This is a genomic window from Cytobacillus sp. BC1816 (genome assembly GCF_051353635.1).
Lineage (GTDB): Bacteria > Bacillota > Bacilli > Bacillales > Cytobacillaceae > Cytobacillus > Cytobacillus oceanisediminis_C.
This window is the reverse complement of the sequence record NZ_CP195611.1, coordinates 1579033-1603088: the sequence shown is the minus strand read 5'-3', so window position 1 is coordinate 1603088 and position 24056 is coordinate 1579033. Positions and strand designations below refer to the sequence as shown.

23 protein-coding genes, 1 tRNA gene and 1 riboswitch are annotated in these 24056 nt (G+C 38.1%); of the genes, 6 read left to right on the top strand and 18 right to left on the bottom strand.

Features of this window, described 5'->3' with window-relative positions; all coding sequences use genetic code 11:
- The first annotated feature begins 36 nt into the window (after nt 1–36).
- Both ACR42H_RS08480 and ACR42H_RS08475 read left to right on the top strand, forming a co-directional pair.
- Nucleotides 37–1272, top strand: coding sequence for an MFS transporter (locus tag ACR42H_RS08480; protein WP_436375543.1), 1236 nt, complete (start codon nt 37–39; stop codon nt 1270–1272).
- A gap of 177 nt (nt 1273–1449) precedes the next feature.
- Nucleotides 1450–1770, top strand: coding sequence for a hypothetical protein (locus ACR42H_RS08475; RefSeq protein ID WP_113881738.1), 321 nt, complete (start codon nt 1450–1452; stop codon nt 1768–1770).
- A gap of 446 nt (nt 1771–2216) precedes the next feature.
- Here ACR42H_RS08475 and ACR42H_RS08470 read toward each other — a convergent pair whose 3' ends face one another.
- From ACR42H_RS08470 to ACR42H_RS08425, 10 genes are all read right to left on the bottom strand, one after another.
- Complete coding sequence (locus tag ACR42H_RS08470) at nt 2217–2501, bottom strand: ferredoxin family protein (RefSeq protein WP_019381639.1); 285 nt, start codon at nt 2499–2501, stop codon at nt 2217–2219.
- The gene (locus ACR42H_RS08465; RefSeq protein WP_113881737.1) at nt 2501–3796 is read right to left on the bottom strand and encodes an FAD-dependent oxidoreductase; all 1296 of its coding nucleotides are present in this window, start codon (nt 3794–3796) and stop codon (nt 2501–2503) included. The genes ACR42H_RS08470 and ACR42H_RS08465 overlap by 1 nt, the downstream gene beginning before the upstream one ends.
- Nucleotides 3789–4814 carry an electron transfer flavoprotein subunit alpha/FixB family protein gene (locus tag ACR42H_RS08460; protein WP_436375539.1) on the bottom strand — a complete coding sequence of 342 codons (1026 nt, stop codon included), beginning with the start codon at nt 4812–4814 and terminating at the stop codon, nt 3789–3791. Before ACR42H_RS08460 ends, ACR42H_RS08465 begins: the two co-directional genes overlap by 8 nt.
- 24 nt (nt 4815–4838) lie before the next feature.
- The gene (locus tag ACR42H_RS08455; RefSeq protein WP_113881735.1) at nt 4839–5657 is read right to left on the bottom strand and encodes an electron transfer flavoprotein subunit beta/FixA family protein; all 819 of its coding nucleotides are present in this window, start codon (nt 5655–5657) and stop codon (nt 4839–4841) included.
- Between the two features lie 237 nt (nt 5658–5894).
- Nucleotides 5895–6128: an aspartyl-phosphate phosphatase Spo0E family protein gene (locus ACR42H_RS08450; protein ID WP_113881734.1), complete on the bottom strand. Its 234-nt coding sequence runs from the start codon at nt 6126–6128 to the stop codon at nt 5895–5897.
- Between the two features lie 301 nt (nt 6129–6429).
- Nucleotides 6430–6948, bottom strand: coding sequence for a 1,2-dihydroxy-3-keto-5-methylthiopentene dioxygenase (locus ACR42H_RS08445; protein WP_113882137.1), 519 nt, complete (start codon nt 6946–6948; stop codon nt 6430–6432).
- A gap of 76 nt (nt 6949–7024) precedes the next feature.
- Nucleotides 7025–7660, bottom strand: coding sequence for a methylthioribulose 1-phosphate dehydratase (locus ACR42H_RS08440; RefSeq protein ID WP_113881733.1), 636 nt, complete (start codon nt 7658–7660; stop codon nt 7025–7027).
- On the bottom strand, nt 7657–8319 hold the full coding sequence (locus ACR42H_RS08435; protein WP_113881732.1) for a 2-hydroxy-3-keto-5-methylthiopentenyl-1-phosphate phosphatase: 663 nt from the start codon (nt 8317–8319) through the stop codon (nt 7657–7659). The genes ACR42H_RS08440 and ACR42H_RS08435 overlap by 4 nt, the downstream gene beginning before the upstream one ends.
- Nucleotides 8312–9544 (bottom strand): 2,3-diketo-5-methylthiopentyl-1-phosphate enolase, encoded by a 1233-nt coding sequence (locus ACR42H_RS08430; RefSeq protein WP_436375533.1) that lies wholly within the window; start codon nt 9542–9544, stop codon nt 8312–8314. The genes ACR42H_RS08435 and ACR42H_RS08430 overlap by 8 nt, the downstream gene beginning before the upstream one ends.
- 86 nt (nt 9545–9630) lie before the next feature.
- Nucleotides 9631–9734, bottom strand: a riboswitch (SAM riboswitch).
- Nucleotides 9735–9826: 92 nt separating this feature from the next.
- Nucleotides 9827–10999 carry a pyridoxal phosphate-dependent aminotransferase gene (locus ACR42H_RS08425; RefSeq protein WP_436375530.1) on the bottom strand — a complete coding sequence of 391 codons (1173 nt, stop codon included), beginning with the start codon at nt 10997–10999 and terminating at the stop codon, nt 9827–9829.
- A 142-nt stretch (nt 11000–11141) separates the two neighbouring features.
- Between ACR42H_RS08425 and ACR42H_RS08420 the strand changes: the two genes are divergently transcribed.
- Nucleotides 11142–11927 carry a carbon-nitrogen family hydrolase gene (locus ACR42H_RS08420; RefSeq protein ID WP_436375528.1) on the top strand — a complete coding sequence of 262 codons (786 nt, stop codon included), beginning with the start codon at nt 11142–11144 and terminating at the stop codon, nt 11925–11927.
- A gap of 37 nt (nt 11928–11964) precedes the next feature.
- Here ACR42H_RS08420 and ACR42H_RS08415 read toward each other — a convergent pair whose 3' ends face one another.
- The 4 genes from ACR42H_RS08415 to ACR42H_RS08400 form a co-directional block, all read right to left on the bottom strand.
- The gene (locus tag ACR42H_RS08415) at nt 11965–12546 is read right to left on the bottom strand and encodes a metalloregulator ArsR/SmtB family transcription factor (RefSeq protein WP_436375526.1); all 582 of its coding nucleotides are present in this window, start codon (nt 12544–12546) and stop codon (nt 11965–11967) included.
- A 124-nt stretch (nt 12547–12670) separates the two neighbouring features.
- Complete coding sequence (locus ACR42H_RS08410) at nt 12671–13171, bottom strand: methylated-DNA--[protein]-cysteine S-methyltransferase (protein WP_436375524.1); 501 nt, start codon at nt 13169–13171, stop codon at nt 12671–12673.
- Nucleotides 13168–15003: a PAS domain-containing sensor histidine kinase gene (locus ACR42H_RS08405; protein ID WP_243856154.1), complete on the bottom strand. Its 1836-nt coding sequence runs from the start codon at nt 15001–15003 to the stop codon at nt 13168–13170. The genes ACR42H_RS08410 and ACR42H_RS08405 overlap by 4 nt, the downstream gene beginning before the upstream one ends.
- A gap of 165 nt (nt 15004–15168) precedes the next feature.
- The gene (locus tag ACR42H_RS08400; protein WP_436375522.1) at nt 15169–16974 is read right to left on the bottom strand and encodes a methyl-accepting chemotaxis protein; all 1806 of its coding nucleotides are present in this window, start codon (nt 16972–16974) and stop codon (nt 15169–15171) included.
- A gap of 506 nt (nt 16975–17480) precedes the next feature.
- Here ACR42H_RS08400 and ACR42H_RS08395 point away from each other — a divergent pair.
- Nucleotides 17481–18521: an acyltransferase family protein gene (locus tag ACR42H_RS08395; RefSeq protein WP_436375520.1), complete on the top strand. Its 1041-nt coding sequence runs from the start codon at nt 17481–17483 to the stop codon at nt 18519–18521.
- A 103-nt stretch (nt 18522–18624) separates the two neighbouring features.
- Nucleotides 18625–18698, top strand: a tRNA-Arg gene (locus tag ACR42H_RS08390).
- 129 nt (nt 18699–18827) lie between these two features.
- Here ACR42H_RS08390 and ACR42H_RS08385 read toward each other — a convergent pair.
- The 3 genes from ACR42H_RS08385 to ACR42H_RS08375 are packed head-to-tail and all read right to left on the bottom strand — an operon-like array spanning nt 18828 to nt 22535.
- The gene (locus ACR42H_RS08385; RefSeq protein ID WP_071160344.1) at nt 18828–19958 is read right to left on the bottom strand and encodes a Ger(x)C family spore germination protein; all 1131 of its coding nucleotides are present in this window, start codon (nt 19956–19958) and stop codon (nt 18828–18830) included.
- 14 nt (nt 19959–19972) lie between these two features.
- Entirely contained in the window at nt 19973–21055 is a 1083-nt protein-coding gene (locus ACR42H_RS08380) for a GerAB/ArcD/ProY family transporter (protein ID WP_163142893.1), read from the bottom strand.
- A 37-nt stretch (nt 21056–21092) separates the two neighbouring features.
- On the bottom strand, nt 21093–22535 hold the full coding sequence (locus ACR42H_RS08375; RefSeq protein WP_206835769.1) for a spore germination protein: 1443 nt from the start codon (nt 22533–22535) through the stop codon (nt 21093–21095).
- 169 nt (nt 22536–22704) lie between these two features.
- Between ACR42H_RS08375 and ACR42H_RS08370 the strand changes: the two genes are divergently transcribed.
- Complete coding sequence (locus ACR42H_RS08370; RefSeq protein WP_206835766.1) at nt 22705–22923, top strand: hypothetical protein; 219 nt, start codon at nt 22705–22707, stop codon at nt 22921–22923.
- A gap of 37 nt (nt 22924–22960) precedes the next feature.
- Here the strand turns inward: ACR42H_RS08370 and ACR42H_RS08365 are convergent, their stop codons facing one another.
- Entirely contained in the window at nt 22961–23965 is a 1005-nt protein-coding gene (locus ACR42H_RS08365; protein ID WP_436375516.1) for a DUF3231 family protein, read from the bottom strand.
- Nucleotides 23966–24056: the final 91 nt, after the last annotated feature.

Sequence of the window (24056 nt, the reverse complement as noted above, 5' to 3'; positions counted from 1 at the left end):
CTTTACGAAATGTTCAGGAAAAAAGGAGAATATACCATGAGTACTACCGCTGCTTCAGTCAGTCCAAGATATGAGCCGCAGCAGAAAACGGTCTATCGGATCTTATTCATTATTGGCCTCTGCCACCTATTGAATGACTCTATTCAATCTGTCATTCCAGCCATGTTTCCCATTTTAGAAAAATCTATGGGGCTTTCATACTCACAGCTGGGTATGATTGCCTTTTCACTTAATATCGTGTCTTCAATCATGCAGCCGGTTGTTGGAATGGCCACTGATAAAAAGCCGTTCCCCTTTGCCTTGCCAATCGGCCTGACTTCAACTTTATTTGGCATATTAGGATTGGCTTTTGCCCCGGATTATAAATGGATTATTATATCGGTATTATTCATTGGTCTTGGTTCAGCTGTATTCCACCCGGAAGGATCCAGGGTTGCTTATATGGCAGCCGGCCAGCGCAGAGGTCTGGCTCAATCAATTTATCAGGTCGGCGGAAACACAGGACAGGCACTAGCTCCTATCATTACGGCCCTTATTCTTGTTCCGCTAGGTCAAATGGGTGCTGCCTGGTTTACTGCAGTTGCCGCTATAGCAGTCGGGCTGCTGATTTATATAGCATTTTGGTATACTGGACGCCTTCAGGAAGAATTGATTGCCGGCAGAGCAAAAAAACAAGCTCGTGTCCATAATAATAAAAGGATATCAAAAAAAATATGGAGTGCACTAATCCTGGTTCTCTTTTTGATATTTGCCCGTTCATGGTATATATCGGGTATGACAAATTTCTATGCCTTTTATGCGATAGAAAAATACTCTTTCTCCATTAGTCAGGCACAGCTCTTCTTATTTGCATTTTTAGTATCAGGTGCATTGGGCACATTTTTTGGCGGGCCGCTCGCAGATCGGTTTGGAAAGAAAAAAATTATTTTTCTATCCATGATCCTGACTGTTCCGTTATCCACCATGATTCCTTTCGTTCCATCTCCTATTGCATTTTTAATGCTGGTGGCAAGCGGATTCATACTGATGTCAAGCTTCTCGGTGACGGTAGTATACGCTCAGGAATTAGTTCCCGGCAAAATCGGTACTATGGCGGGACTTACAGTGGGGCTGGCTTTTGGTATGGGGGCAATAGGCTCAATTGCACTGGGCTATATAGCCGACACTGTTGGTCTGATAAATATGATCATTTTTACCGGCTTTCTTCCCGTATTGGGGTTGCTGACATTATTGCTCCCGCCGGATGAAACTGTTTCAGAATGGAATAAATAGGTTAGAGGGGGGGCCTCCCTCCTTCTTATAAGGTATATAGATTTATTTTTATTAAAATTTTCTAAAAATTTTAATAATTATGTGCAATCTTCTTCTTTTTTGCCATATAATAAAGGTAAGATATTAGCTCTCTTTGGCGCAGCTAAATACCCTGTAAAATGTTAGGAGGGATTAAATATGCATCTGCCAAACTACTACGATTTTTATCAAAAATGCCTTATTCCTGCAAATGAAACTGATTCATTCCTTCCGGCCGGGCAAACCCATTGGCTAATCGCTCTGGAAGGACAGCTTAAAGAACAGGAAAAAGAATATTACCTCTGGAGAGTCACCCTATATCCATCCAATTCAGAAGGATGTTTTTCATGGAATAAGGCGCTTTATTCTTCATCTCTGTACGAATGCATCCATAAGGCTTTTGAACATGCTAAAGAACTTGAAGTCAATGTAAAAGACTCCCAGTTCAATTTTTTAAAGAGACAAGAGAAAATCAGCTAACCTCCAAATCCACTCCCCTATGCGTTACTCTTTTTTTACCCTCGAATGTGAAATAACATACATATAGGTAATTTCTACTTTTAATCAAAGTCCCCAAAAAAAAGTGAATTCTTAATTTATATTAAAAAAAGAGCCTAGACTTCTCTAAGCTCTCCAGATTATAGGGGGTCAACTATAATAGTCCGACCACATTTAGTTTAACAAATCCCGCCTAAAAAATTAAGATACTAAAGTACTATTACTTAAAAGCTTTAACGCGGTAACTAATAATAAAATTAGAATGACATGTTTGCTGCAGGATTAATAGTTTTGATATATGTTGTTAACAGTTTGTTAATATTTCTTATCTATAATAAGAAATGTACCGAAAGATAAAACCTTTTTCATTACCCCCCTTTTCAAACCGGCCAAATGTGGCCGGTTTTTGTATGAAATAGGGGTTAACTTTATGCAAGCCTGAATACTATTCCATGACCGCCTTTTGGGTATTCCCATTTAATATTCTGATATGGGCATCCAATTCTGCAGCTGCCGCACTCATGGCATCCTTCATAACCCACCTGCATTCTCAATCCTTCCCACTTGTACACCTCAGCCGGGCAGAAAATAGTGCATATTTTATCGGGGCATTTTGTCATGCAGATATCATGATCCAATACGGTAAGATGTGATTTTGTGTCTGCCTTAAAACGAACTAAATATTGCTTTTCTTCGATCGTTTTCGTTGACATTATTTCACCGCCTTCCATGCCCTGTACATGTCTTGAATCATACGAATGGTCCCGCGTTCACTGGTGAAGCTCTTCATAATTTCTTTTTGCTTTTCTTTCTTAGGAGTTCCATCAACTGTAAAGAATTTGCTCGCTGCCCTGTTAAGCATCGGAACATATTCTTTAAAATACTGAGGGTAGTGTTCAAACGTGTGAGTTGCATCTTTATATTTTTCCAAGTCTTTAATAATAAAGCTTTGATACAGTGTTTCCCTGTACTGATTCAAGCTTGTTTCGCTGAAATCACCCCGTTTTTTGGCGTCAATGATGGTTTCTGCAGCCATTGTTCCGGAAGCCATTGCCATATTGGAGCCTTCACGATGTATGGCATTAACCAGCTGTGCAGCATCACCTGCAAGAAGGACACCATCGCCGGCCACTTTAGGCACTGAATGGTAGCCCCCTTCAGGAATCAAGTGAGCCAGGTACTCGGCAGATTCTCCTCCTTCTATTAAGGGTCTTACCATAGGGTGTGTTTTTAAATAATCCAGCAGGTCATAAGGCTTAAGCTTCGCCTTAATCATACTTGACAGTGTGGTTCCCACACCAATATTAATACTATCTTTATTGGTGTAAATAAAGGCAGTTCCCAGATTGCCTTTCGTGGAGTCCCCGAATATTTCAATCGTACAGCCCTGGTTGTCTTCCAGGTTAAAGCGGTCATTAATTTTGTCTTTAGAGAGATTAATTACTTCCATTACCGTCAGTGCCACTTCATCAGGACGAAATTCTTTATGGTAGCCCAACTGTTTTGCCAGCAGTGAATTTACACCATCTGCCAAAACCACAACATCTGCAAATACCTCGCCATCCGGCCGGTCAGTTCTTACACCAACCACTTTTCCGTTTTCAGTCAAGCACTCAAGTACTACTGTTTCATTTATTAATAGAACGCCCTGTTCAATCCCTTTTTTTGCAAACCATTGGTCAAATGGCGCCCGGAGTACTGTAAAATTATTATATGGTTCCTTCCCCCACTCAAGACCTTTATAGCCAAAACTCACTGTCGATTCTTTATCCATCATCCAAAACCGCTGTTCTACGACCGGCCGCTCCAGCGGTGCTTCTTTCCAAAACTCTGGAATGATTTCCTCCATTTGCTTACGGTATAAAACTCCGCCCATTACATTTTTGCTGCCGGGATATTCTCCTCTTTCAATTTGCAGGACTTTGAGACCGTTTTTGGCGCATGTGTAAGCACAGGAAGTTCCTGCAGGCCCTGCTCCCACCACAATAACATCAAACTTTTCAGACATAACTTATTTCACCCCCTCTTTCCTTAGCTTCCTTTAACTCTTTAATCAGCTTCGGCACAATTTCAAGTGCATCACCCACGATTCCGTAAGTTGCTACATCAAATATAGGTGCGTCCGGATCCTTGTTAATCGCAATTATGAACTCTGAATTCTTCATGCCTACGATATGCTGGATTGCCCCTGAAATCCCAATAGCAAAATAGATCTTTGGGGTAATGGTTTCCCCGGTCTGCCCAACCTGCTGTTCATGCGGAAGCCATCCTGCCTCCACTACATCCCTTGTACCCCCTACGGTTGCTCCAATTGCATCGGCCAACTCATGGATCAGCTGGAAATTTTGAAAATCTCCCATTCCTTTTCCGCCCGCAACAACAACATGAGCATCTGCTAAATTCACTTTTTTTGTGACATCTTTCACAATTTTAATTACCTTTGTGCGCATTTCATCTTCACTTAGGGTAATCGCTTCTTCTATAACCTCGCCCTGTTTATCTGGATCTGGCTCCAGGGCTTTCATAACCTTAGGACGGACAGTAGCCATCTGCGGCCGATGCTTTTTACAAAGGATGGTTGCCATTATATTTCCACCAAACGCCGGGCGGCTAGCTTCAAGCAGCCTCTTATCCACTTCGACATCCAGCATGGTTGTATCAGCAGTCAATCCAGTGCTAAGATCTGTAGCAACAGCACTGGCCAAATCTTTACCATTGGAAGTGGCCCCATAGAGAAATATTTCAGGTTTATATTTTTCTGCAAGATCGATAACTGCCTTCATATAAGACTCCGTCCGGTAATCTTTCATCACTTCATGGTCAATGACATATACCTGATCAGCTCCATAAGCGATTACTTCCTGGCTTAAAGACTTTATCTCATATCCAAGCAGAACACCGGAAAGTGGCACATCCAGCTTATCTGCCAGCTTTCTGCCTGCACCGAGCAATTCAAGGGAAACCCCTTCGATTTTCCCATCATTTTGTTCTATGAATACCCACACTCCCCGGTACTCATCCATCATGTAAATCCCCCCTAATTATTCCAGTTATCGGCTAACAAATAGCTCTTTCTTATCATTAAGCAGCTCCATCAGCTGTTTAACCTGTTCTTCCGCATTTCCTTCAAGCCTCTTTCCGCCTTCCGGCTTTGGAGGGGTAAACATTTTTCCCACTATCGTAGGAGACCCTTTCAACCCGAGTTGTGTACGATCCACTTCCTCAAGATCATTTACAGACCAGATAACCGGCTCATACCTGGCAGCTTTTATCATGTTGGGCATAGGGGAGTATTCTATGCTATTAATCTCTTTTTCAACGGTCAGCAGGCAAGGGACTTGAGCTTGTATTAATTCATATCCGTTCGTAATTTTCCTTTTGATCTGTATCGTTTTTTCAACTTCATTAAGTTCGGTTACCTCAATAACATTTGTAACAGGCGGAATATCCAGCCTTCTTGCTATTCCTGGTCCCACCTGGCCGGTATCTCCATCAATGGCATGTTTTCCGCATATGATTAAATCCACAGGCATATCTTTTGAAATACGTTCCAATGCTTTAGACAGAGCATAGCTTGTTGCAAGTGTATCTGCGCCTGCAAATGCTCGGTCCGAGATTAAAAATCCGCGGTCTGCTCCAATTTCGATGCTTTTCTTAATAACAGCAACAGCCTGTGGAGGTCCCATGGATAAAACCGAAATGGTGCCTTTTCCTATGGTCTTTGTCAATTTCACTGCTTCCTGCACTGCATGGGCATCATAAGGATTTAAAATCGCAGGAGCACTGCGCCGGTCAAGGGTATTGGTTTTGGGATTGATTTTAATAATTTTTGTATCAGGCACTTGCTTGACACACACTACTATGTGCATTTTTTTCTTTCCCCCCTCTTAACTTAAAGCTTCTATGGGTATTGTTCGCTTTAAGAGATAGATAAAAAGCTTTGTATTACGATATGATTCTCGATACATGCATAGTACTGCAATGAAGAATTAATAAGAATTGTGCATTCAAAACCCCAAACTGGTGCCCACTAAAAAAAAGAATCCTCAACGGATCCTTTTTTTCTTCCTATTATATGTTCAATCTATATACTCGGAATTTTAAAATTATACAACTGCTTTCTTCCATGAGAGAATCATTTCCCGGAAGGAAATCCTCATTCTCTTCTTTTGTTCCTTCTCTCTTTTAACGACGCATTGATATTCAAAAATTAATTGATCAAGTTCCTGGCTGCAGCGCACCGTTTCCTGGCTCGCCATTCCATTTTTTTTGGCCGTTTCTATCATTGTTTCCCTTTTTTGCTGAATTTCAGTCAGCAGCTGTATTCTTTTATAGCGCAACTTTCTTCCTCCTACTCCTATCCCTTTATCCGATATAAATGTGTCTACTTGAAGCATTATTACAAGAATTTCTATAAATGTAAATAGATTCGCAATATTAGACAATCTTTTTCCGAATTTATTTTTATCGACATCAATTTCAATTCGCCCTCATGGAGGTTCGACACATTTTGCTAAATTTAATCGTGCGGCCTTAACGGGATTTGATAAAAAATTTGAAAGACTATAACATATAAAAAAAACATCCAATCTTTATATCAGGAAAATAAAAACCCAATGCCGGGGGCAATGGGTCATTGAATTATTGATGGACTTCCTTTTTTTCATAAATTGGCACCCATCCTTCTGCGGTAACAAAAATCCGGATGGCTACTACTTTTCGATCCTCCTGAAGAGTAAAATAATGACGGATATTTTCGGGTACGGATATTAAATCTCCAGGATTCAGGAATACTTCAAAGAATTCTCCATCTTTTCCTTGTATAATAAAAACTCCATGACCGCTGACAATAAATCTCACCTCATCATCTGTATGATGATGTTCCTGCTGGAAATTCTGAAGAAGCTCTTCCAAATTCGGCGTATTCTCTGAAAGGGAAATTACATCCTGTGCCTTATATCCTCTTCTATCTGAAATATCCTTAATTTCTTCAGCAAATGCATCCAGAATTTCTTGTTTTTCATTATCGGAAAGTAAATATTTTTCCTGCAGATTTTCAGGCAGTTTATCTATTGCCCAGTGCTCATAGATAACCTCCTGCTTTTCCAGAAAAGCAGCAACCTCTTCCTGATTCCTAATTTCTTTTTTTGAATTTTTCATTACGATATATGCCAAACCAATCATTCCTTTCTATTAAAATTTTTTTCTCGAATGGTTTAATAACAGCACTTATATATTAAACTACTTTAAATAGCTGATTGGGCTTATATTCCAGGAGCTTTAGCTGATAACGGAATAGAAATTCTGAAGCCTCAAGGATCTTTTTAGCCTCAAAAGAGGTTTTGCCCCATACCGTAATTCCATGATTTCTTATCAAAACGGCACCTGCATCTTCATGTATATGAGAAGAAAAACACTTTGCCAGCGTTGGAATATGCGCATGATTCGGAATAATTGGAATCTCGAGAACAGCATCTTCCTCCCATTTATCGAATGCTTTAATCAGCTCTTGCCCTTTAAATGTAACCGCCTCTTGATCACCATAAATTTCTGAAATGACATTATTGTCAATTGTATGTACATGAAGACTGCATTCAGCTTTCGTTCTTCGATATATCTCAGAATGCAGAAGTGTTTCAGCAGATGGCTTTAGATGTGTTTCCCCTGCCGGGTGTCCCAATTCATCAACAAGGAGAAAGTCTTCATCCGTGCGTTTCCTTTTATCCTTTCCGCTTGCTGTTACGAGGAATTGAAGGGGATGTGCACTGACCTTAATGGCCAGATTTCCGCTTGTTCCCATAAACCAGTCCCTTTCTGCAAGCTCTTCCTTAATATCTGCAAGCTCATTCCATTTTTCCTCAACTCTGCTCATACCCTCACCTCATTTAAACTTTTTAAAAGCTCAATGCAATCATAGAATGTTTCAAAGGCACAATGATTTAGGTTCATCTCTTTGCTTTTCTCCAGGAGCAGGTCTCTGGCAATGACAAAGTCTGCCTGTTTGGCAGCCTCCAGATCAGTTACTGAATCTCCGATCACCACTTTAAAGGTGTCCTCATCCTCTAGTTTCCTCATAATAGAAGGCTTGCAGCAGCCGCAATTATTATTGCATTTTTCATCGCAGCTATGAGGCCATAAGATTTTTATTGTATCACCGCTAAAATCAGAACTATTGCAGAATACCTCTTCAAAGGGTCCATACTCATTCAGTACAGGTGCCACAAAAAAGTCTATTCCTCCGCTGACTATATAAAGCGGTATTTTTTCTTTTGCCAGAAAATCGATAAATGGCTGAAATCCCTCTCTTACTCTCGCATTTTCTAAGATGAAATCGGTGATATCATCTTTCAGACTGCTTGGGAGAAGGGAAAACATCTTTCCTACTCCTTCTTGAATGGATATTTCCTGTCCCAAAACTTGATTTTTAATCCCTTCCCAATGGGAAGGAGCAAAGTGCTTCATGATATGAATGATGTTATCATTTTCGGTAATAGTTCCATCAAAATCACAAAAAACCGCCACTTTAGCCATTCTTTACAGCCACCTCTTTATATCCCCACAAATCAATCGCTTTTTTTAATTCAGGGAAGTTTGATGGAGCATCTGTCAAAGAAGCCCCCTTTAAAATTAAATCAATTGCCTGGCGGAATGCCAAACCTCCTCCTCTTGCCCCATCCGGATGCCCATGTACGCCACCTCCGGCATTAATTACACTGTCTATTCCGAAGTCTTCGAAAAGCAAAGGCACAAGACCCGGGTGGATGCCGGCCGATGGAACCGGAAAGGTTCTTTTGCAGAAATCATTCTTAGTCAGGGCATCCCCAATTGACAATGCCTGAGTTTTTTCAAGGGCAACCGATCCATAAGGTGATGGGAATAGAGACAAGTCGGTCCCTGCATACCTGAGGAGTTTGCCTAAAAGCAAAGGATAGGAAATCCCATAAACACTTGAAGCAGAAAGAGCTCCACTAACCGCAGGATGTGCCATGATAGGCAGCCCAATCTCATTATCTTCTCTTAGTGACTGCAAAACATCGAGCCCATAAGAAAATACATTGAACAGAAGAAGGTCTGCACCAAGGCTGGATGCTTTCCTTGCCTTATCTTTTAAATCAAAAGACCTCCCTGTTAAATTCACAGCATATAGGGTACGGTGGCCTGTTTCCTCATAAACCTGCCTTAGCACTTCTTTGCCTTCTGTTATCCGGTCTTCAAAAGGTGTAAGGCGGTTTTCAAATAGAATTTCATCATCTTTTACAAGGTCGATTCCACCAAGGGCCTGTTCCCTCAGCTGCGAAGTTAAAAAATCCATGTCTTTGCCAAGCACCCCTTTGAAGATACTCATCAAAAGGGGTCTATCATATACATTCAGTTTTTCCCTCAGTCCGTCAATCCCAAATCGAGGCCCAGGGAAAAAGCTTTTAAGTTCCTTGGAAAACTGTAAATCTAACAATTTAATCTTTCCATCCAATGATAGTTTTCCAAAGACTGTTGTCAATATTGCCGGTAAATCAGGACTGAAATTTACAGTAGGATAGGCAATCTTAATGACTGCAGCTGTTTCCTTTCTTTCTTCATCTTTAGTATGGTCTTCAACAGAAACGACCCTGCCTTTATGCTTTTCCAGCTGCTGTTTTTCAAGTTCGGGCAAATGGGTCCATGACCCGACCGTTAAGCCTAAAGCGATCTCCTCAGCCTTTTTCTCCGGGTTATGTTTTTCATCATGAACCAGATACGTTGCAATAATTTCACTCATGTATATCCTTCCTTTCAAAAATCAAAGAATGAGAACGATAAAAAACCTCTTCAAATAAGAAGAGGTTAGCATAGCCATCTAACATCTTCTTATCTATCAGCTATAAGCTGCAAGATTTAGCACCGTGCTCAGGTATAAGTCGGTTGCCGGGCTTCATAGGGCTAGTCCCTCCGCCTGCTCTTGATAAGAAAACGAAACAAGTATTCAGTTAATTTAGAATTAAAATTTAATTAAAATTATGACAGTGCTTAATATTTTTGTCAATTGAATTTTGAAATAAATTTAAAATAAATTTAATTTTTGTATTCGTGCCACCGCTTCTTTAAGTCTATCCTCAGATGTCAGTAAACCGGCTCTCACATACCCTTCTCCAAAATCACCAAATCCAATGCCAGGTGCAACCGCAATATGCGCTTTATCTAAGAGATAGTCAGCAAACTCTTCCGATGTAAATTGTTCAGGGACCTTAAGCCATGCAAAAAAGGAGCCTTTAGGAGCTTGTACATCCCATCCAATTTCCCTAAGGCCAGAGATGAATGAATTCCGTCTGGATTCGTAGATGGAATTCAATTCCTTAACACAATCCTGTGGTCCTGACAGAGCAGCTGCTGCAGCTTCCTGAACAGCACCAAACAAGCTGACATATAGATGATCCTGCATAAGGTTCAGTGCTGTGATGACACTTTCATTTCCAGCTGCAAATCCAACTCTCCAGCCTGCCATATTAAAGGTCTTTGAAAGTGTATATATTTCAATTCCGACCTCTTTTGCCCCTTCTGCCTGAAGAAAACTTTCAGGTTTTATGCCGTCAAAACCAATTCCTCCATATGCAAAATCATGGATAATGCAAATGCCATGGCTTCGGCTCAAATCAACTGTTTCTTGAAAAAAATCCTTGTTTGCCACTGCTCCAGTCGGATTATTTGGATAATTAAGGAACATCAGTTTTGCTGCATTTAGCTGGTCTGCTGACAATTCATTGTATACTGGCAAGAAGTTATTTTCCTCTCTTAGAGGCATTGTCACCATCTTTGCTTTGGCAAGTGCCACACCTGACCAATAATCAGGATATCCCGGGTCCGGAACCAATATGCTGTCCCCAGGATTTAAAAGGCATTGAGGGATTTCAACCAGGCCGGCTTTACCACCAAAAAGGATGGCTATTTCGGTTTCGGGATTCAATTCAACATCAAATTCCCTTTTATAAAAGTCTGCAGCTGCCTTCTTAAAGTAAGGGAAGCCCTGGAAAGGGGAATATTTATGATTTTGCGGATTATCGGCTGCACTTTGAAGACTCTTGACAATATGCTCTGGTGTAGGCATATCAGGGTTTCCTTGTCCAAGATTGATGACATCATGCCCTTGTTCGAGCTTTTCCCCCACTTTAGCTGTCAAAGATGCAAAGAACTGTTTAGGCAGACTTTTCAAAAGATCTGATTGCGGATAATTTACCAAATTGTTCACCTGCTTAAAAAAAGATTGAAAATATAGTCACAAATGATATAACGTAAATGGTAAGATGTAAAGTAAAATTTTGAAAATTTCCATCTATCGGACTAATATTACCATAAGGATATAATGATTGCGGGGGAGTTTTATGAAATTAAAGATTGCCTGTTTGCAAATGGATATTGCATTTGGAAAACCTGAGGAAAATTTTAAAGCAGCCGAAATTATGATTAAAAAGGCGATTAGGGATAATCCGGATGTTATTGTGCTGCCGGAACTTTGGACTACTGGCTATGATTTGACCAGAATGGGTGAAATTGCAGACCAGGATGCCGGATCATCGCTAGTTTTTTTGAAAGAGGCCGCACAGAGCAATCGGGTTCATCTGATTGGCGGATCTGTTGCAAAGAAAACACCCGAAGGCATTTACAACACTCTGCTGATTGTAGATAACAAAGGTGACCTTATACATGAATACAGCAAGCTGCACTTATTCAAGCTAATGAATGAACATCTCTATCTGAAAGGAGGGAAATCCAAGGGAGTATTTTCTCTGGAAAATAGGAAGTTTGCAGGGATGATTTGTTATGATATCCGTTTTCCTGAGTGGGTGCGGACCCATACAGCAGAAGGTACTGAAGCTTTATTTGTAGTAGCTGAATGGCCACTGGCCCGGCTGGCACATTGGCGGGCACTTTTGATTGCACGTGCCATTGAAAACCAATGCTACGTAATTGCATGCAACCGCTCTGGCTCTGATCCTGACAATGTCTTTGCAGGCCATTCAATGATTATAGATCCCTGGGGCGAAGTGCTTGCAGAAGGTTCTGAAACGGAAGAAATCCTATATGCTGAAATAGACCTGGATAAAGTGAAAGAAGTCCGCAGCATGATTCCTATTTTTACTGACCGCAAACCGGATTTTTACTCTTAATGGCATGCAGGGGCCCTGACTGGGGCCCTGCCCTGCTTTACCCTTCTATTTTTGCCCACATTTCCTGAGGATTTAATTCATAAATGCCATTTTCCCTGTACATATAATGATTTATAATAAATTCTCTGCGTATCGTCGCATAGTCTTCATGATACTGTTTAATATATTCGTTAAGCTCTTTTTCTTCATATTTTTTTCCCATTTTCAACCCTTTGATTAGATGCTCAAAAACCATGAGTTTCTTCTTCCTTTGTGCAGGAATATTCTTCAGCTTTCCATCTCTGGTAAAGAAATTTTCAATAACCTTCTGGCTTTCTAAGTTTTGTTCTTCCATTTTCTTAATCTCCTCTTTATCTGCCAATTTTGCAAGAACACCTGATTGATGTTTCAATACGGATTCATTTAAATAAAAGTAAACAGTATTTTTATCTCTTCTTTGATAAACGAGGTTTATTTCCCTCAGTTTATTTAAATGATGAGTAATGGTTGGCGGGGTTAAGCCGAGTTTCCCTGCTATCGCCTGTCCATGCAAAGGCCCTTTGGCAAGGAGAAAAACAATCCTGATTCTGGTTGGGTCTCCCATTGTCTTATAAAAAGCTACTAAACGATTTAGTTGCATAATTGCAGTGCCCTCATTTCGATTATCATCTAATTAGATGATAATCGAATTATACTCGTTCAGTCAACCATATATCGAATATCCCTATAAAAAAATCACCTAAGAGGTGATTGGTTTACACAGGCTATTTTATATAATTAGCCCCCTCGAGGGCTAGCAGCACTTCCTTAATTTCAGTCCGGGTTCCTGCATACCCGGTTAACGATTTATTTTTCCCAATCACCCGATGGCATGGAATAATGATCGGAAGGCGATTGGCCTTGTTTGCCTGACCAATGGCACGTACTGCTTTTTCTTTCCCTATTTTGAAAGCAATGTCCTGATAACTTCTTGTCTCGCCAAATGGGATTAAGCAAAGCTCTTTCCAGACGGCTTTTTGAAATTCAGTGCCATGAGGTTCTATAGGGATATCGAACTCTTTCCTTTGCCCATCAAAGTACTCCTCAAGCTGATTTGTGCACATTTTTATTAAAGAGTCGGAGGGATCCAATTGCAACGATAAAACATCTTCCCCTTCGAGAAAATCTTCTTCCCCCAAGTATAAAGCCGAAAGGATTCCATTTTCACTGACAATGTAAATGTCTCCTGCCGGTGTGTTTTTTTTAGAAAAAACTCTGCCTGTCATTTCATTCCCGCCTTTAAAACATAGGGTAAATAGATGTGGAATACAGTTCCTTCCCCCAATTTGCTTTCCACTTCAATTGTTCCCTTGTGTTCTTCAATAATTTTATATGTAACCATTAAACCAAGTCCAGTGCCTCTTTCCTTTGTAGTATAGAAAGGTTCACCAAGCTTTTTTATTTTATGCGCAGGTATTCCTGTCCCTTCGTCCCTTATAAATATGTGAACTTTATTATCTAGATCTTTCCGAATGGATACAGTAATATATCCTCCTTTAGGCATAACTTCAATGGCATTTTTTATAATATTGATAAAGACCTTTTTCATTTGATTGGATTCACAGAAAACATTGGGCAAATTCTTTTCATAATAAGTCCTGAATTGAACATTATGGAGCACAGCCTGAGCACTAAGGAGATCGACTGTTTCCTTCATGATTTGAGATATGTCTTTTTCCACAAATTTGACAGCTTGAGGCTTAGCAAGTATGAGAAATTCATTAATAATTGAATCAATCCTGCTAAGCTCAGTGGTAATCACATTGAAATACATAGTATGATCTTCCTTCACACTGTCCTCCAGCAGCTGTATAAAGCCTTTAAGTGCTGTCATTGGGTTTCTGATCTCGTGGGCAATTCCTGCTGCCAATTCTCCAATCACATTCAAAGTGTCTGATTTACGAAGCTGTTCTTCCATTTCCAGCTTCTCAGTTACGTCTTTAAATGTTGTCATACTGATATTAGAAAAAATATTCAGCTTGTTGGAAAACTCAAAGAACTTCTTTCTGCCTGATTTCAGAGTAAAGGATAGGTTACCGTCTGATTGCCCCGCAGAGTGAATGTTTTTTATCTGCTCCTTTAATTCATCTTCGGTTATATTGCAGTCATTTAAAATACTGTGCAGCGAAACACCGATAAGCTCCTTTTTTGTCATTTGAAGCATTCTCTGACCTGATTGATTAATATCGACTATTTCAAACTGATTGTTCCAGAGCAGAATCCCTTCAAGTGCTCCTTCAAATATCATGCGGAATTTTTGTTCGCTTTCCCTTAAGCTTTTTTCCATAGCGTGACGCTCACTGACATTTCTGAAGATTGTCATATGGTAGCCTTCAACGGAGTTCAATTTCACTGTAAACTCCAAAGATTTGAACTGGCCATTTGGCATAAGAAAAACAAGTTCATCCCGTATGCTGCCCTTAACGAACATCTCTTTAACAATGCTTTTGTATCTTTCCGATTTTTCATATACAAAATCTTTTATCTTTTTATTGAGAAGCTCATCATGGGTACATTCAAATATTCGGCAAGCAGCTTCATTCGCATCAATTATTTCACCATTCCCACGCCAAAAAATGATTCCATCCAGGGCTTCGGTAAATAGGTCAGCATACAGCTCTTCATTCTTTTTCACTTTCCGTTCGAGGAGCCGCTTACTCGTTACATCTCTTAATATACACATATAAAGGCCGCCTTCATTAAGGATGCTGGTAGTAAAATCAAACTCTATTATCGTTCTGCCGTTATATATTGGAAGAATACCCCGGACACTTTCCTTCTTCTTTAATATTTCCCTTTGCTTTTCAATCTTGAAATGCCAATTTTTTGGCACGAAGTCAGACAGGCTCCTGCCGATCAGGTGCTGTTTATCCATCTTTAGGCTTTCAGCAAATGATGGATTAACATCAACAATTCTCTCCAGGCAATCAAAAATTAAAATTCCATCATTTGAGCGTGAGAATATATTATATTTAGGTGAATTATCATTGGCCAAAATATTATTTTCCTTTTCCAAAGTCTCAATCCTGGCATAGAGTCTCCTGATTTCCTGATTCATAATGACCACTCTATTTCCTCCTATTGGGGTATGCAATTAATTAAATATTTCTACAAAATCTGACTAAAACCTTTAAATCTCCGAGAAAACTATCCTATTAATTTTTCATATCAAAGGGTTTGGGAGAGAAGAAAAGGCATACCCTGTCAAGAGTATGCCTGGATATTACAATTTGAATTTTGCAATCATCTCATTTAATTGTTCTGCCAATTCCGACAAGGACTGTGCGTTATCCGAGATCTCCTCCATTGAATGGTTAGTCTGAGCCATTGAGGCACTCGTTTGTTCGATTCCTGCAGCAGATTCCTCAGATACTGCGGCAATACTGCCAATGGACTGGTTCATATGGGCAGAATTAATGGATACCTGCTCGAGGCTGCGGGAAATGTCACTGACATTTGTGGACATTGAGTTAACTGCCTCATAAATTTTCTGAAATGTTTGTCCTGTCAATTGAATTTGCTCGGTTCCCTTTTCAACTTGAACATAGCCTGTTTGAAGTGATGTGGCCACACCGTTTGACTCCTTTTGAATACCACCGACAATCTTAGTGATATCTGAAACCGAGAATGATACCTGCTCAGCCAGTTTCCTAACCTCATCTGCCACTACTGCAAAACCTCTTCCATGCTCACCGGCCCTGGCTGCTTCAATTGCTGCATTTAATGCCAGAAGGTTGGTCTGGTCTGCAATTTCCTTTATAACCTTAACTAATCTGGAAATTTGTTTTGTCTGATCATCAAGTCCATTTACCTTGTCAACAGAAGACTTCATTATTTGGTTAATTAATCTCATTTGTTCCTGGGATTCTTTCATTAGCTTGTTTCCATTTTCAGTAAGCGATAGCACCTCTGTGGAAGCACTCTTTATTTCATTGCCGCTGTATGAAGCTTCTTTCACTTTTTCCAGATACTCGTCCATCATTAAAGATAAACGCGTTGCAGAACCCGCCTGATCCTCAGCTCCTCCGGACAGTTCCTGCATGGTTGAAGCCACCTGCTGGCTGGCTGCCTTTACTTCATTTGCAGTAATATTCAGTTCTCCGCTTCTTTCTGTCACATACCCTGAAACCGCATTAATTTCCTGAATCATGGTCTGCAGTTTTATTTTCATGGAATTCATGGCTCTGCTAAGCTGTGCTACTTCATCATCACCCTCATATTCCACTGAATCCGCATTGAGGTTTCCTCCTGAAATCTCATTTGAGAATTGGACAATGGCATTTAGTTTTTTAGAAATTATACCTCCGATAAAAAGGATGGTTGTGATTCCCAGGATAGCAGAGATAATGATTGAAATACCAAGTACTATTAAAGTAAGGATAAGACCAGATTTAGCAGAAGACACAGCCTTTTGCTGATCCTCTTTCATCATGCTGCTAAGGGTATTTAATTTATCAACCGTTTCAGTAATAATATTATCTGCCTGCAGTTTCCCCAGCCTATATTCTCTTGCATGCTGCAGTTTCACTTCAGGTTCAATGACATCATGAAATAAACTGGTGATTTTTTGATCATTTTCATCGATTTGTCTAAAAAGGTCTTTTAATTTTGAATCGCTCAGTTCTGGAGAAATTTCCTCTTTCAATTTATTAAAATCCTCCGTCAGCTCATCAAATGTTTTTAAATGTTTGGGGTTGGAGTCAATGATAAAGTTTCCAATCGTACTCCCTTTATGATGAAAAGTGGCCGCTGATTCAGTAATCTTAATGGCCTTTTCCCCAGACTCCTTAACAATCTCCAGTTTTGAATTGGCAATTGTCAGCAAGAAGAAAGTAAGAACGGTGGAAACCGTGAATAGTCCAATGGTCACAAAAAGCGCAACCCCATATTTCTGGCCAAGCTTCAGGTTCTTCCACCACTTCGTGCTAGCCATTTTATTTAAATACTTGCCTATTTTAAACTTTTTTGACTTGGACGATTCTTTTCTTTCCTTCTTGCCAGGTATAAATTTTCTTACCCCTTTCAACATAACTTCCCCCTTTATGATTGAACCAGATGCGAACAATTGAACTAGTATATATCTAATTCTTTTTTACTATTCTTTCAATTCATTATAATAGAACAAAAAAGACATTTGAAGATTATTTTTCCAATTTTTTATTTTAGTACAGCTTTCCCTTCCCCTTTTCCCTTTAAGTTCTTACCTTTAAAAGCCTGATTTCTACACGTCAGCATCAGGTATGACATACTAATCGAACTAATCCCTTTTATCTGCGACAAAAATGATCTTCTTTAAATAAAATTTGAAACAGATTTTACATTAACCTTTCAACCCATATAATATATGAGCTAACAAGCAAGTTTTCTTTGTATAACAGAAATTTTTTAGTAGTATTACAGCAATTTCAGAGTTCGAAACCTTTACTTTTTCTGTAAATTAAACCTTCTATTTACACGAGAAAAGAAGTTTCCTTCATGTTAAAGTGGGTAAAGAAAGAAAGAGAATTTATGGGGGTCTTTAATAGAGGAGGACTTATGAAACAACGTGACTATTACTTCGACAACACGAAGTTTATCTTAATCTTCTTTGTCGTTTTCGGACATTTACTCCGCTCTTTTATTGAAGATAATGAAACAATCTATACTTTATATAAGGTAATCTACACGTTCCATATGCCTGCATTTATACTGGTATCCGGCTTTTTTGCAAAAGGCTTTTATAAAAAAGGCTATATAAAGAAAATTGCAAAAAAGCTCATACTGCCATATATTATTTTTCAGGTTATTTATTCGATCTTCTTTTATTTTTTATATAATAAAGGTACCTTTGAGTTGGATCCTTTTAACCCGCATTGGTCTTTATGGTTCCTGATCAGCATGTTTTGCTGGAATATCATGCTTCTATTCTTTGCAAAGTATAAAGCTGTATATTCCCTGGCAGCTGCTTTTATTATCGGGCTTGCTGTCGGATATGCCGATTGGATCTCAAATTATTTAAGTTTATCCAGAACATTTGTGTTCTTTCCTTTATTCCTATTGGGGTATTATTTAAAGAAGGAGCATTTTTATGCGCTATTCCAGCCAAAGTTCAGAATTAGTGCATTAGCTATTTTTGCTGTAGTTTTTATAGGTTTTTATCTCTATCCGGAAGTGGATTATAAGTGGCTGCTTGGCTCAAAGCCATATACTGAAATGGGGGCAGCTTCGATTGGGGCGGTCTTAACGAGATTGGGCTTTTATGTCCTAAGTTTAATTATGGTCTTTAGCTTCTTTGCTTTTGTTCCCCGCAAACAATATTTCTTTACTGATTTAGGGAAAAATACACTTTATGTCTATCTGCTTCACGGATTCTTTGTACGAGTATTCAGGGAAAGTGATGTACAGGGCTTTTTCAGCAAACCGGAAAACTTCCTGCTGCTTGCCGGAATATCGCTGCTGCTGACTTTGCTTCTCTCAAGCAAACTGATTACTTCATTTGCCCAGCCTATTATAGAACTGAAAACATCACAGCTAAAGAAGCTAAAAGATAAATCAAAGGCATATGCCAGATTTTACCGTAAAAAACTTACAAGCTAGGATAGAAACCGGTCAGGTATTACTGGCCGGTTTTTAATTTAGGCATAACCATTGACCATTTTTGATTATGGGATTATAATAAGTAACTGTGTTATATTATTTTGTCTCAGTAGCTCAGCTGGATAGAGCGACAGCCTCCTAAGCTGTAGGTCGTGAGTTCGAATCTCGCCTGGGACGCTACAAAAGAAAAGCGCAAAACCCTTTTATATGAAGGGTTTTGCTTTTTTTATTTTATTCAATTTGAGTAGTCATAAACCTTTGAATTCCAAGTTTGGGGTCGGTTTGGGGTCGGAACGAAATTTTTTCCTAATTAACTGCTCCAGGCCGCTTAATTTCTACAGTTATATTTGGCTTTATCTTTAGTGCAGAATACTTCTCACTTAATTCTCCATTGCTTAAATGAGAATATTTCCTTAAACTTTTTATTTTTCTTCCAATTCCTATGGGATCTGTTTCTAAGATTTTTAATTCCTCAAGAATTTTCTCGAATTCATTTTTAAGTTCTTCACCAATCAAGCGCTCTAATTTTCTTGTTGATTCTTTATCAATTATGGAAGCGGATGGCTGAGTTTCTAATATTGAAACTGAAATAGACGCGTTTAAGTTTACTATTTCATTATTGACTACCTCAATTTTCCCGTGATAATTGATAGGGTGTAAGGTAATTTTATACTTTTCATTTTCTGCATTCTCAGAGATAAGTACTCCAGTTTTCTCTAATTTATCAGAAGGTATCGTTAAGGTTAAATCCCCTAAGAAAGCATTTTTGTTAGTGAATAATTTTATGTAGAAGGTTTTGATTAAAGAAATAGAACCAACCATTTTATCATCCCTGAATAATGCTACTGCTTCTATAAAAGGTGCTTCACCTTTAATATTTTTTATAATAGGCAGCGTAGGATCAATGCCACTCTCATATAATGCGGAAACAAAGTCATGCAAGTTAGAGTTTATTAACATTTCTTTTTTCTCATGTTTGTCCAGTAACTGATACATATAGGAACCCATTTCAGGAAACTCTTCATATTCTTTACTATTTATCGTTTCCTCCGATTTGTCTGTGATCGCTAAGAATATGAGGGGATTTATGCTGGTGTCTCTTAGCATCGTATCAAGAAATGAAAATATCCCTTCCTCAGCCATTTTTTTATCAAATAAGATGGTTCTTAATTGTCCAGAGGAAATGTCATGACTTGTTTGCTGCTCCAGCCTTTGTCGAATTTCTTTACTGGTAGAACCCTCAGCAGAAATGGTAGTACTTGTCTTTCCCTGTGAACCGTCAAATTGCAAAAGACTTATTGTGCCTTTGTAAGTCTCATCATCCAGTAAGTCAAAACCAAGAATAGTTGAAATACCCTGCATCTCGATTATTTTGCTTGGAGGGACACATGAAGTACAGATAAGGGTACAAACAAAAATAAAGAATCTTAATTTCATTATTTCAACTCCCCTTATGAACGACCAACGATTTTTGATTTAATGGTAATGATGCCATATAAAACTACAGGGTATACAAACCATAAATAAAATCCAATTTGAGCAACTTTATCTATAAAATAATCATTATCAACTCTTTTGGTGATAAAAAAACTGCAGATAAAAATGATAATTGAAATTATCCATATTCCATATTTCTGCTTTATGCGAAAAATCTGTTTAACACCATTGGAAGATAAAAATAACGATATACACAAGTTAGGAAAAATTACGATTATCCATATTGAAACTACTAAAAATTCAAAGCGCTCAATAAACGGAAAACGCATAGTACTGATAATGCTGACAAATGGCCAGATATTTACCTCTAATTCTTTTGAGCTAAAAAACAATATAGAGAAAATGGTAATGATTAAAACAAGAAATGTTGTAAACCATATTGCCAGTTGACTATATAAGTGAACTTTATTTTTCTCCTTGAAAAATGGAAAAAGAAAAAGTAACGCCTCGAAGCCCAACATTGTATAGCTACTTTTGTAGACTCCATTCATAATTTCAGTCGGACTAGTCGATAAAATGGGTAATATTCTATCGAGATTTAAACTTTGAAGAGGTTGATACAATACGAATAACATCCATATGACAATAATAAAAGATAAAAAACAAATACCAGCAACAACTCTGAATCCGCCAGACACACCATAAATTGTTATCAAAACTAATGATAGAACACCGACCCATTCATAGAGACCTTCATAACCCCACGTAAGTGATAGTTCAACATAACTTATGGTGATTGAATAATGAACTGCCATAAAGTAAACGACAATTACGACATTAATGAGGCTGCCAAAAATACGTCCAAATAAATTTTCATGTATTTCAAATAGCGTACGATTTTCATTCTGTTTAAGTATGGATATCATTATCCAAGTTATAAAGCTAATAGCTATACCAGACAGTAAAACCGAAATCCAGGCATCTTTCTTAGATTCTAAATACACGATCCTTGGAGCTCCAAGGATACCCATACCAAATTGAGATGTGTGTATAATAAAAAAGGCCATAAAGGCATTGACAATGGCATTTGACTTCATTTTCCACCTCAAATTTCATGTGAATTTGAACTTTTTATTACCTCTCCCTTATTCGAATTGTATCTTTTGTGCGATTGACTACAGGGCGTTTGGTATAAAAATGGTGGGGGAGCCGAAATAGAAAGTATTTTAAATCCTCCTTTCTGAACGGATATAATGGCGCAAGATAGGGCTTATTTAAAGACGTAAGCTTTAACAAATGAACCATTAGTATACAAACACTAATCATAATCCCATTCAAACCCCATAAACCAGCCAAAATAATACATGGAAATCTTGCTATTCGAATCGCAGTACCCATTTCATAAATAGGAGCCAGAAAAGCCCCTAGTGCACTGAAGGCAACTATAATAATTAAAATATTACTTGTTAAACCTGCCTCAACTGTAGCTTGGCCTACAACAATTCCTCCAACAATCCCCATTGTTTGACCTACTTTAGAAGGGAGTCGTGCACCAGCTTCTCTAAGTAATTCAATTAATAATTCAAGTAAAAGAGCTTCTAATAAAGGTGGAAAAGGAACTTGTGAGCGCGATTGTCCTATTATAATCAACAATTTAGAAGGTATCAGTTCAAAATGATAGGTCATTGTAGCTACATAGAATGCAGTTAAAAATAAAGATACTATCATAGCAAAAATTCGAGTAAATCGTATAAATGTACTTAGCGACCATCTTAAATAGATATCTTCTGTTGATTCAAAGAACGAAAAAAAGTTAGCTGGCCCAATAATAGCTACTGGACTGCCATCCATAAATACACCAATTCTTCCGTTCAAAATCGAGTAAATAAATCGATCGGGTAATTCTGTTAATAGAAGCTGCGGAAAAAATGTATAGTGATCGTCTTCTAGGCATTGCGCTAAAACTGAACTGTCATTAATATTATCTGGTTTTATTTTTTCTAATCTTTCTTTAAGGTTATTTAGTGTTTCATCATTTGCTATATCTTTTATATATACGATTCTTACTTCCTTCTTAACACGTTCCCCAATTGTTAAGCTATCAGTACACAAATTATAATCATTAAGGTTTTGCCTGATAATCTTGATATTTGATGATAATGACTCTGTAAAGGATATCTTAGGTCCATATACTAATGATTCTGTTTCTGCCTTCTCAATTGATCTTTCAAGAGTATTATTGCAATTTACCATAAAACCTTTTTTCTCATTTAAGAAATAAATATAAGAAAATCCTTTTAAAAGAGATGAGATGAACTCATTCTTTTCGATTTCAGTTTTTATTTCCTCAATTGGTATGTTATTAACCAAATAAGTGTAATTTAAGTGTTTTTCTGGAATTGTTTGCATGTATTTAATAACATATTCATTTAGGACTTCCTGATTAATTAAATTCTTCATAAAAACGATTTGAATAGTTTGCCTTCCCAATTCCATTTTTCTACACATCAAATCTGGCGAGTCATTAAGCACGGTTCTTATTTCCTGATAATCTAGGAAGTCATTTTTGCTTTTCATTTGTGACCTACCCTTTAATCATTTCTTTTAGTTTTTGTTTCTGGGAAGAATTTATACGCAACATTGAAACTTGGGTTAAAACATTGATATTATTTGAAATTTTTCACAAATTAGACACAAGGACTTTTCTCCTATTAGCTGAATTGTTTAGCTGAAGGGAGGGATAAAATTGAAAACCAAAAATAACATTAATCCGCATTGCCATGTTTGTATGGAAGAATTTATGGTGGGTGTAGATGTAGTAATGGATGGTACCTTTAAAGGGATCATACATGCAGATTGTAATTATCTGCCGCCGGGTGAGATTGAAGATAGAGGGAAATTTGAGGCTGTTGTCAAGAGGAACCAAAAGTGGTTTAGCCAATTTAATCATGTTATAAGGCACTGAAATTAACGCCCCTCTCGATTGAGAAGGGCCTTTATATTTATACTTCTTTTGCTAATTCACTTCTATTTGGAGCAAGTGGCGGCTGTTCTAACCATTTATTCTTAACCATAAGATCAAACCATTTCTTTGTAACCATGAGATTTTTGAGAATTGTGGCTTCATAAGTAGTTACAAGGTCTGTTCGCATAGCCGAAGCTAGTCCTGCCCCATGGTAGTTTTGAGAAGCTTGATATAGGAATCCTATGTGATACAGCATTAGCTTATCGGAGAAAGGAGAATCCGTTGAAGTTGTCACTTCTGTTTCCCAAGATTTCGGAACGGGTAAATTATCTCCTTGCATGATCTTTGAAAATGTTTTTATTTGGGCATCAGCTGTTTTCTCTGAATCGGTTAAAAACTTCCTAACATCTTTCGATTGAGCAACTTGACTGAAAGCGATAGAAAGGGTTTTAGCCATAATGCTTTTTTTAAGATTTAATGAAATGCTAATGATTTCTGTAGAGGCTAATTTTCTGCCCTTTCCGAAATATCCATCAGTAAAATCTTGGCTTGTTACATATTCAGGGTTTTTAGCAGGATAAAACAAAGGATCTCTTTGGAAGTTTCCTTTCTCAAGCAATAACTCAATTGTTCGATGATACATTATTTTTGCATCGGTATCACAAGAATCATAAAAGTCCCTTAAGTCTTTTCTAACGGAAACACCTAATGCAGTGCTGTGTCCTAGCAATCCATGTAACGTCATGATATGTAAATAATTCAAGCAAAAAATATCAGTGAACAATCTTTGTTTGCCTTCATAGAGGTCAGATTCAGTAAATCCTATTGGTATTGGGAACCCCTCTTTCTCCAAAAAGGTTACGACTTGATTCTTCTGTTTTTCAAATGTATTAATAGCATCCTCAAAAATGTTTTTTATTGTTTCATCGTCAATAATAGTGACCATATATCGATTTACCACGTCTACCAATGTACCATTCACATATTCTCCCCATAGTGTACCTATCTCGGAAGATGTGAGTTTTAATTTATTCTCTTCCACAAAATCACCTCATGTATCAAATACTTATCCTATTTATTCCTTTTTTGAGTTTCATAAATGCACTTTACCATCTGCATGGTTTTAAGACCTA

Excerpts from the sequence above, each read along its gene's own strand:
- ACR42H_RS08440 (WP_113881733.1), bottom strand. The coding sequence starts at position 7,660 with ATGAGCAGAGTTGAGGAAAAATGGAATGAGCTTGCAGATATTAAGGAA.
- ACR42H_RS08475 (WP_113881738.1), top strand. The coding sequence starts at position 1,450 with ATGCATCTGCCAAACTACTACGATTTTTATCAAAAATGCCTTATTCCT.
- ACR42H_RS08430 (WP_436375533.1), bottom strand. The coding sequence starts at position 9,544 with ATGAGTGAAATTATTGCAACGTATCTGGTTCATGATGAAAAACATAAC.
- ACR42H_RS08380 (WP_163142893.1), bottom strand. The coding sequence starts at position 21,055 with ATGAAGTCAAATGCCATTGTCAATGCCTTTATGGCCTTTTTTATTATA.
- ACR42H_RS08480 (WP_436375543.1), top strand. The coding sequence starts at position 37 with ATGAGTACTACCGCTGCTTCAGTCAGTCCAAGATATGAGCCGCAGCAG.
- ACR42H_RS08375 (WP_206835769.1), bottom strand. The coding sequence starts at position 22,535 with ATGAAAAGCAAAAATGACTTCCTAGATTATCAGGAAATAAGAACCGTG.
- ACR42H_RS08415 (WP_436375526.1), bottom strand. The coding sequence starts at position 12,546 with ATGCAACTAAATCGTTTAGTAGCTTTTTATAAGACAATGGGAGACCCA.
- ACR42H_RS08465 (WP_113881737.1), bottom strand. The coding sequence starts at position 3,796 with ATGTCTGAAAAGTTTGATGTTATTGTGGTGGGAGCAGGGCCTGCAGGA.
- ACR42H_RS08385 (WP_071160344.1), bottom strand. The coding sequence starts at position 19,958 with ATGAAATTAAGATTCTTTATTTTTGTTTGTACCCTTATCTGTACTTCA.
- ACR42H_RS08405 (WP_243856154.1), bottom strand. The coding sequence starts at position 15,003 with ATGAATCAGGAAATCAGGAGACTCTATGCCAGGATTGAGACTTTGGAA.
- ACR42H_RS08445 (WP_113882137.1), bottom strand. The coding sequence starts at position 6,948 with ATGAAAAATTCAAAAAAAGAAATTAGGAATCAGGAAGAGGTTGCTGCT.
- ACR42H_RS08400 (WP_436375522.1), bottom strand. The coding sequence starts at position 16,974 with ATGTTGAAAGGGGTAAGAAAATTTATACCTGGCAAGAAGGAAAGAAAA.
- ACR42H_RS08455 (WP_113881735.1), bottom strand. The coding sequence starts at position 5,657 with ATGCACATAGTAGTGTGTGTCAAGCAAGTGCCTGATACAAAAATTATT.
- ACR42H_RS08435 (WP_113881732.1), bottom strand. The coding sequence starts at position 8,319 with ATGGCTAAAGTGGCGGTTTTTTGTGATTTTGATGGAACTATTACCGAA.
- ACR42H_RS08470 (WP_019381639.1), bottom strand. The coding sequence starts at position 2,501 with ATGTCAACGAAAACGATCGAAGAAAAGCAATATTTAGTTCGTTTTAAG.
- ACR42H_RS08460 (WP_436375539.1), bottom strand. The coding sequence starts at position 4,814 with ATGATGGATGAGTACCGGGGAGTGTGGGTATTCATAGAACAAAATGAT.
- ACR42H_RS08410 (WP_436375524.1), bottom strand. The coding sequence starts at position 13,171 with ATGACAGGCAGAGTTTTTTCTAAAAAAAACACACCGGCAGGAGACATT.
- ACR42H_RS08395 (WP_436375520.1), top strand. The coding sequence starts at position 17,481 with ATGAAACAACGTGACTATTACTTCGACAACACGAAGTTTATCTTAATC.
- ACR42H_RS08420 (WP_436375528.1), top strand. The coding sequence starts at position 11,142 with ATGAAATTAAAGATTGCCTGTTTGCAAATGGATATTGCATTTGGAAAA.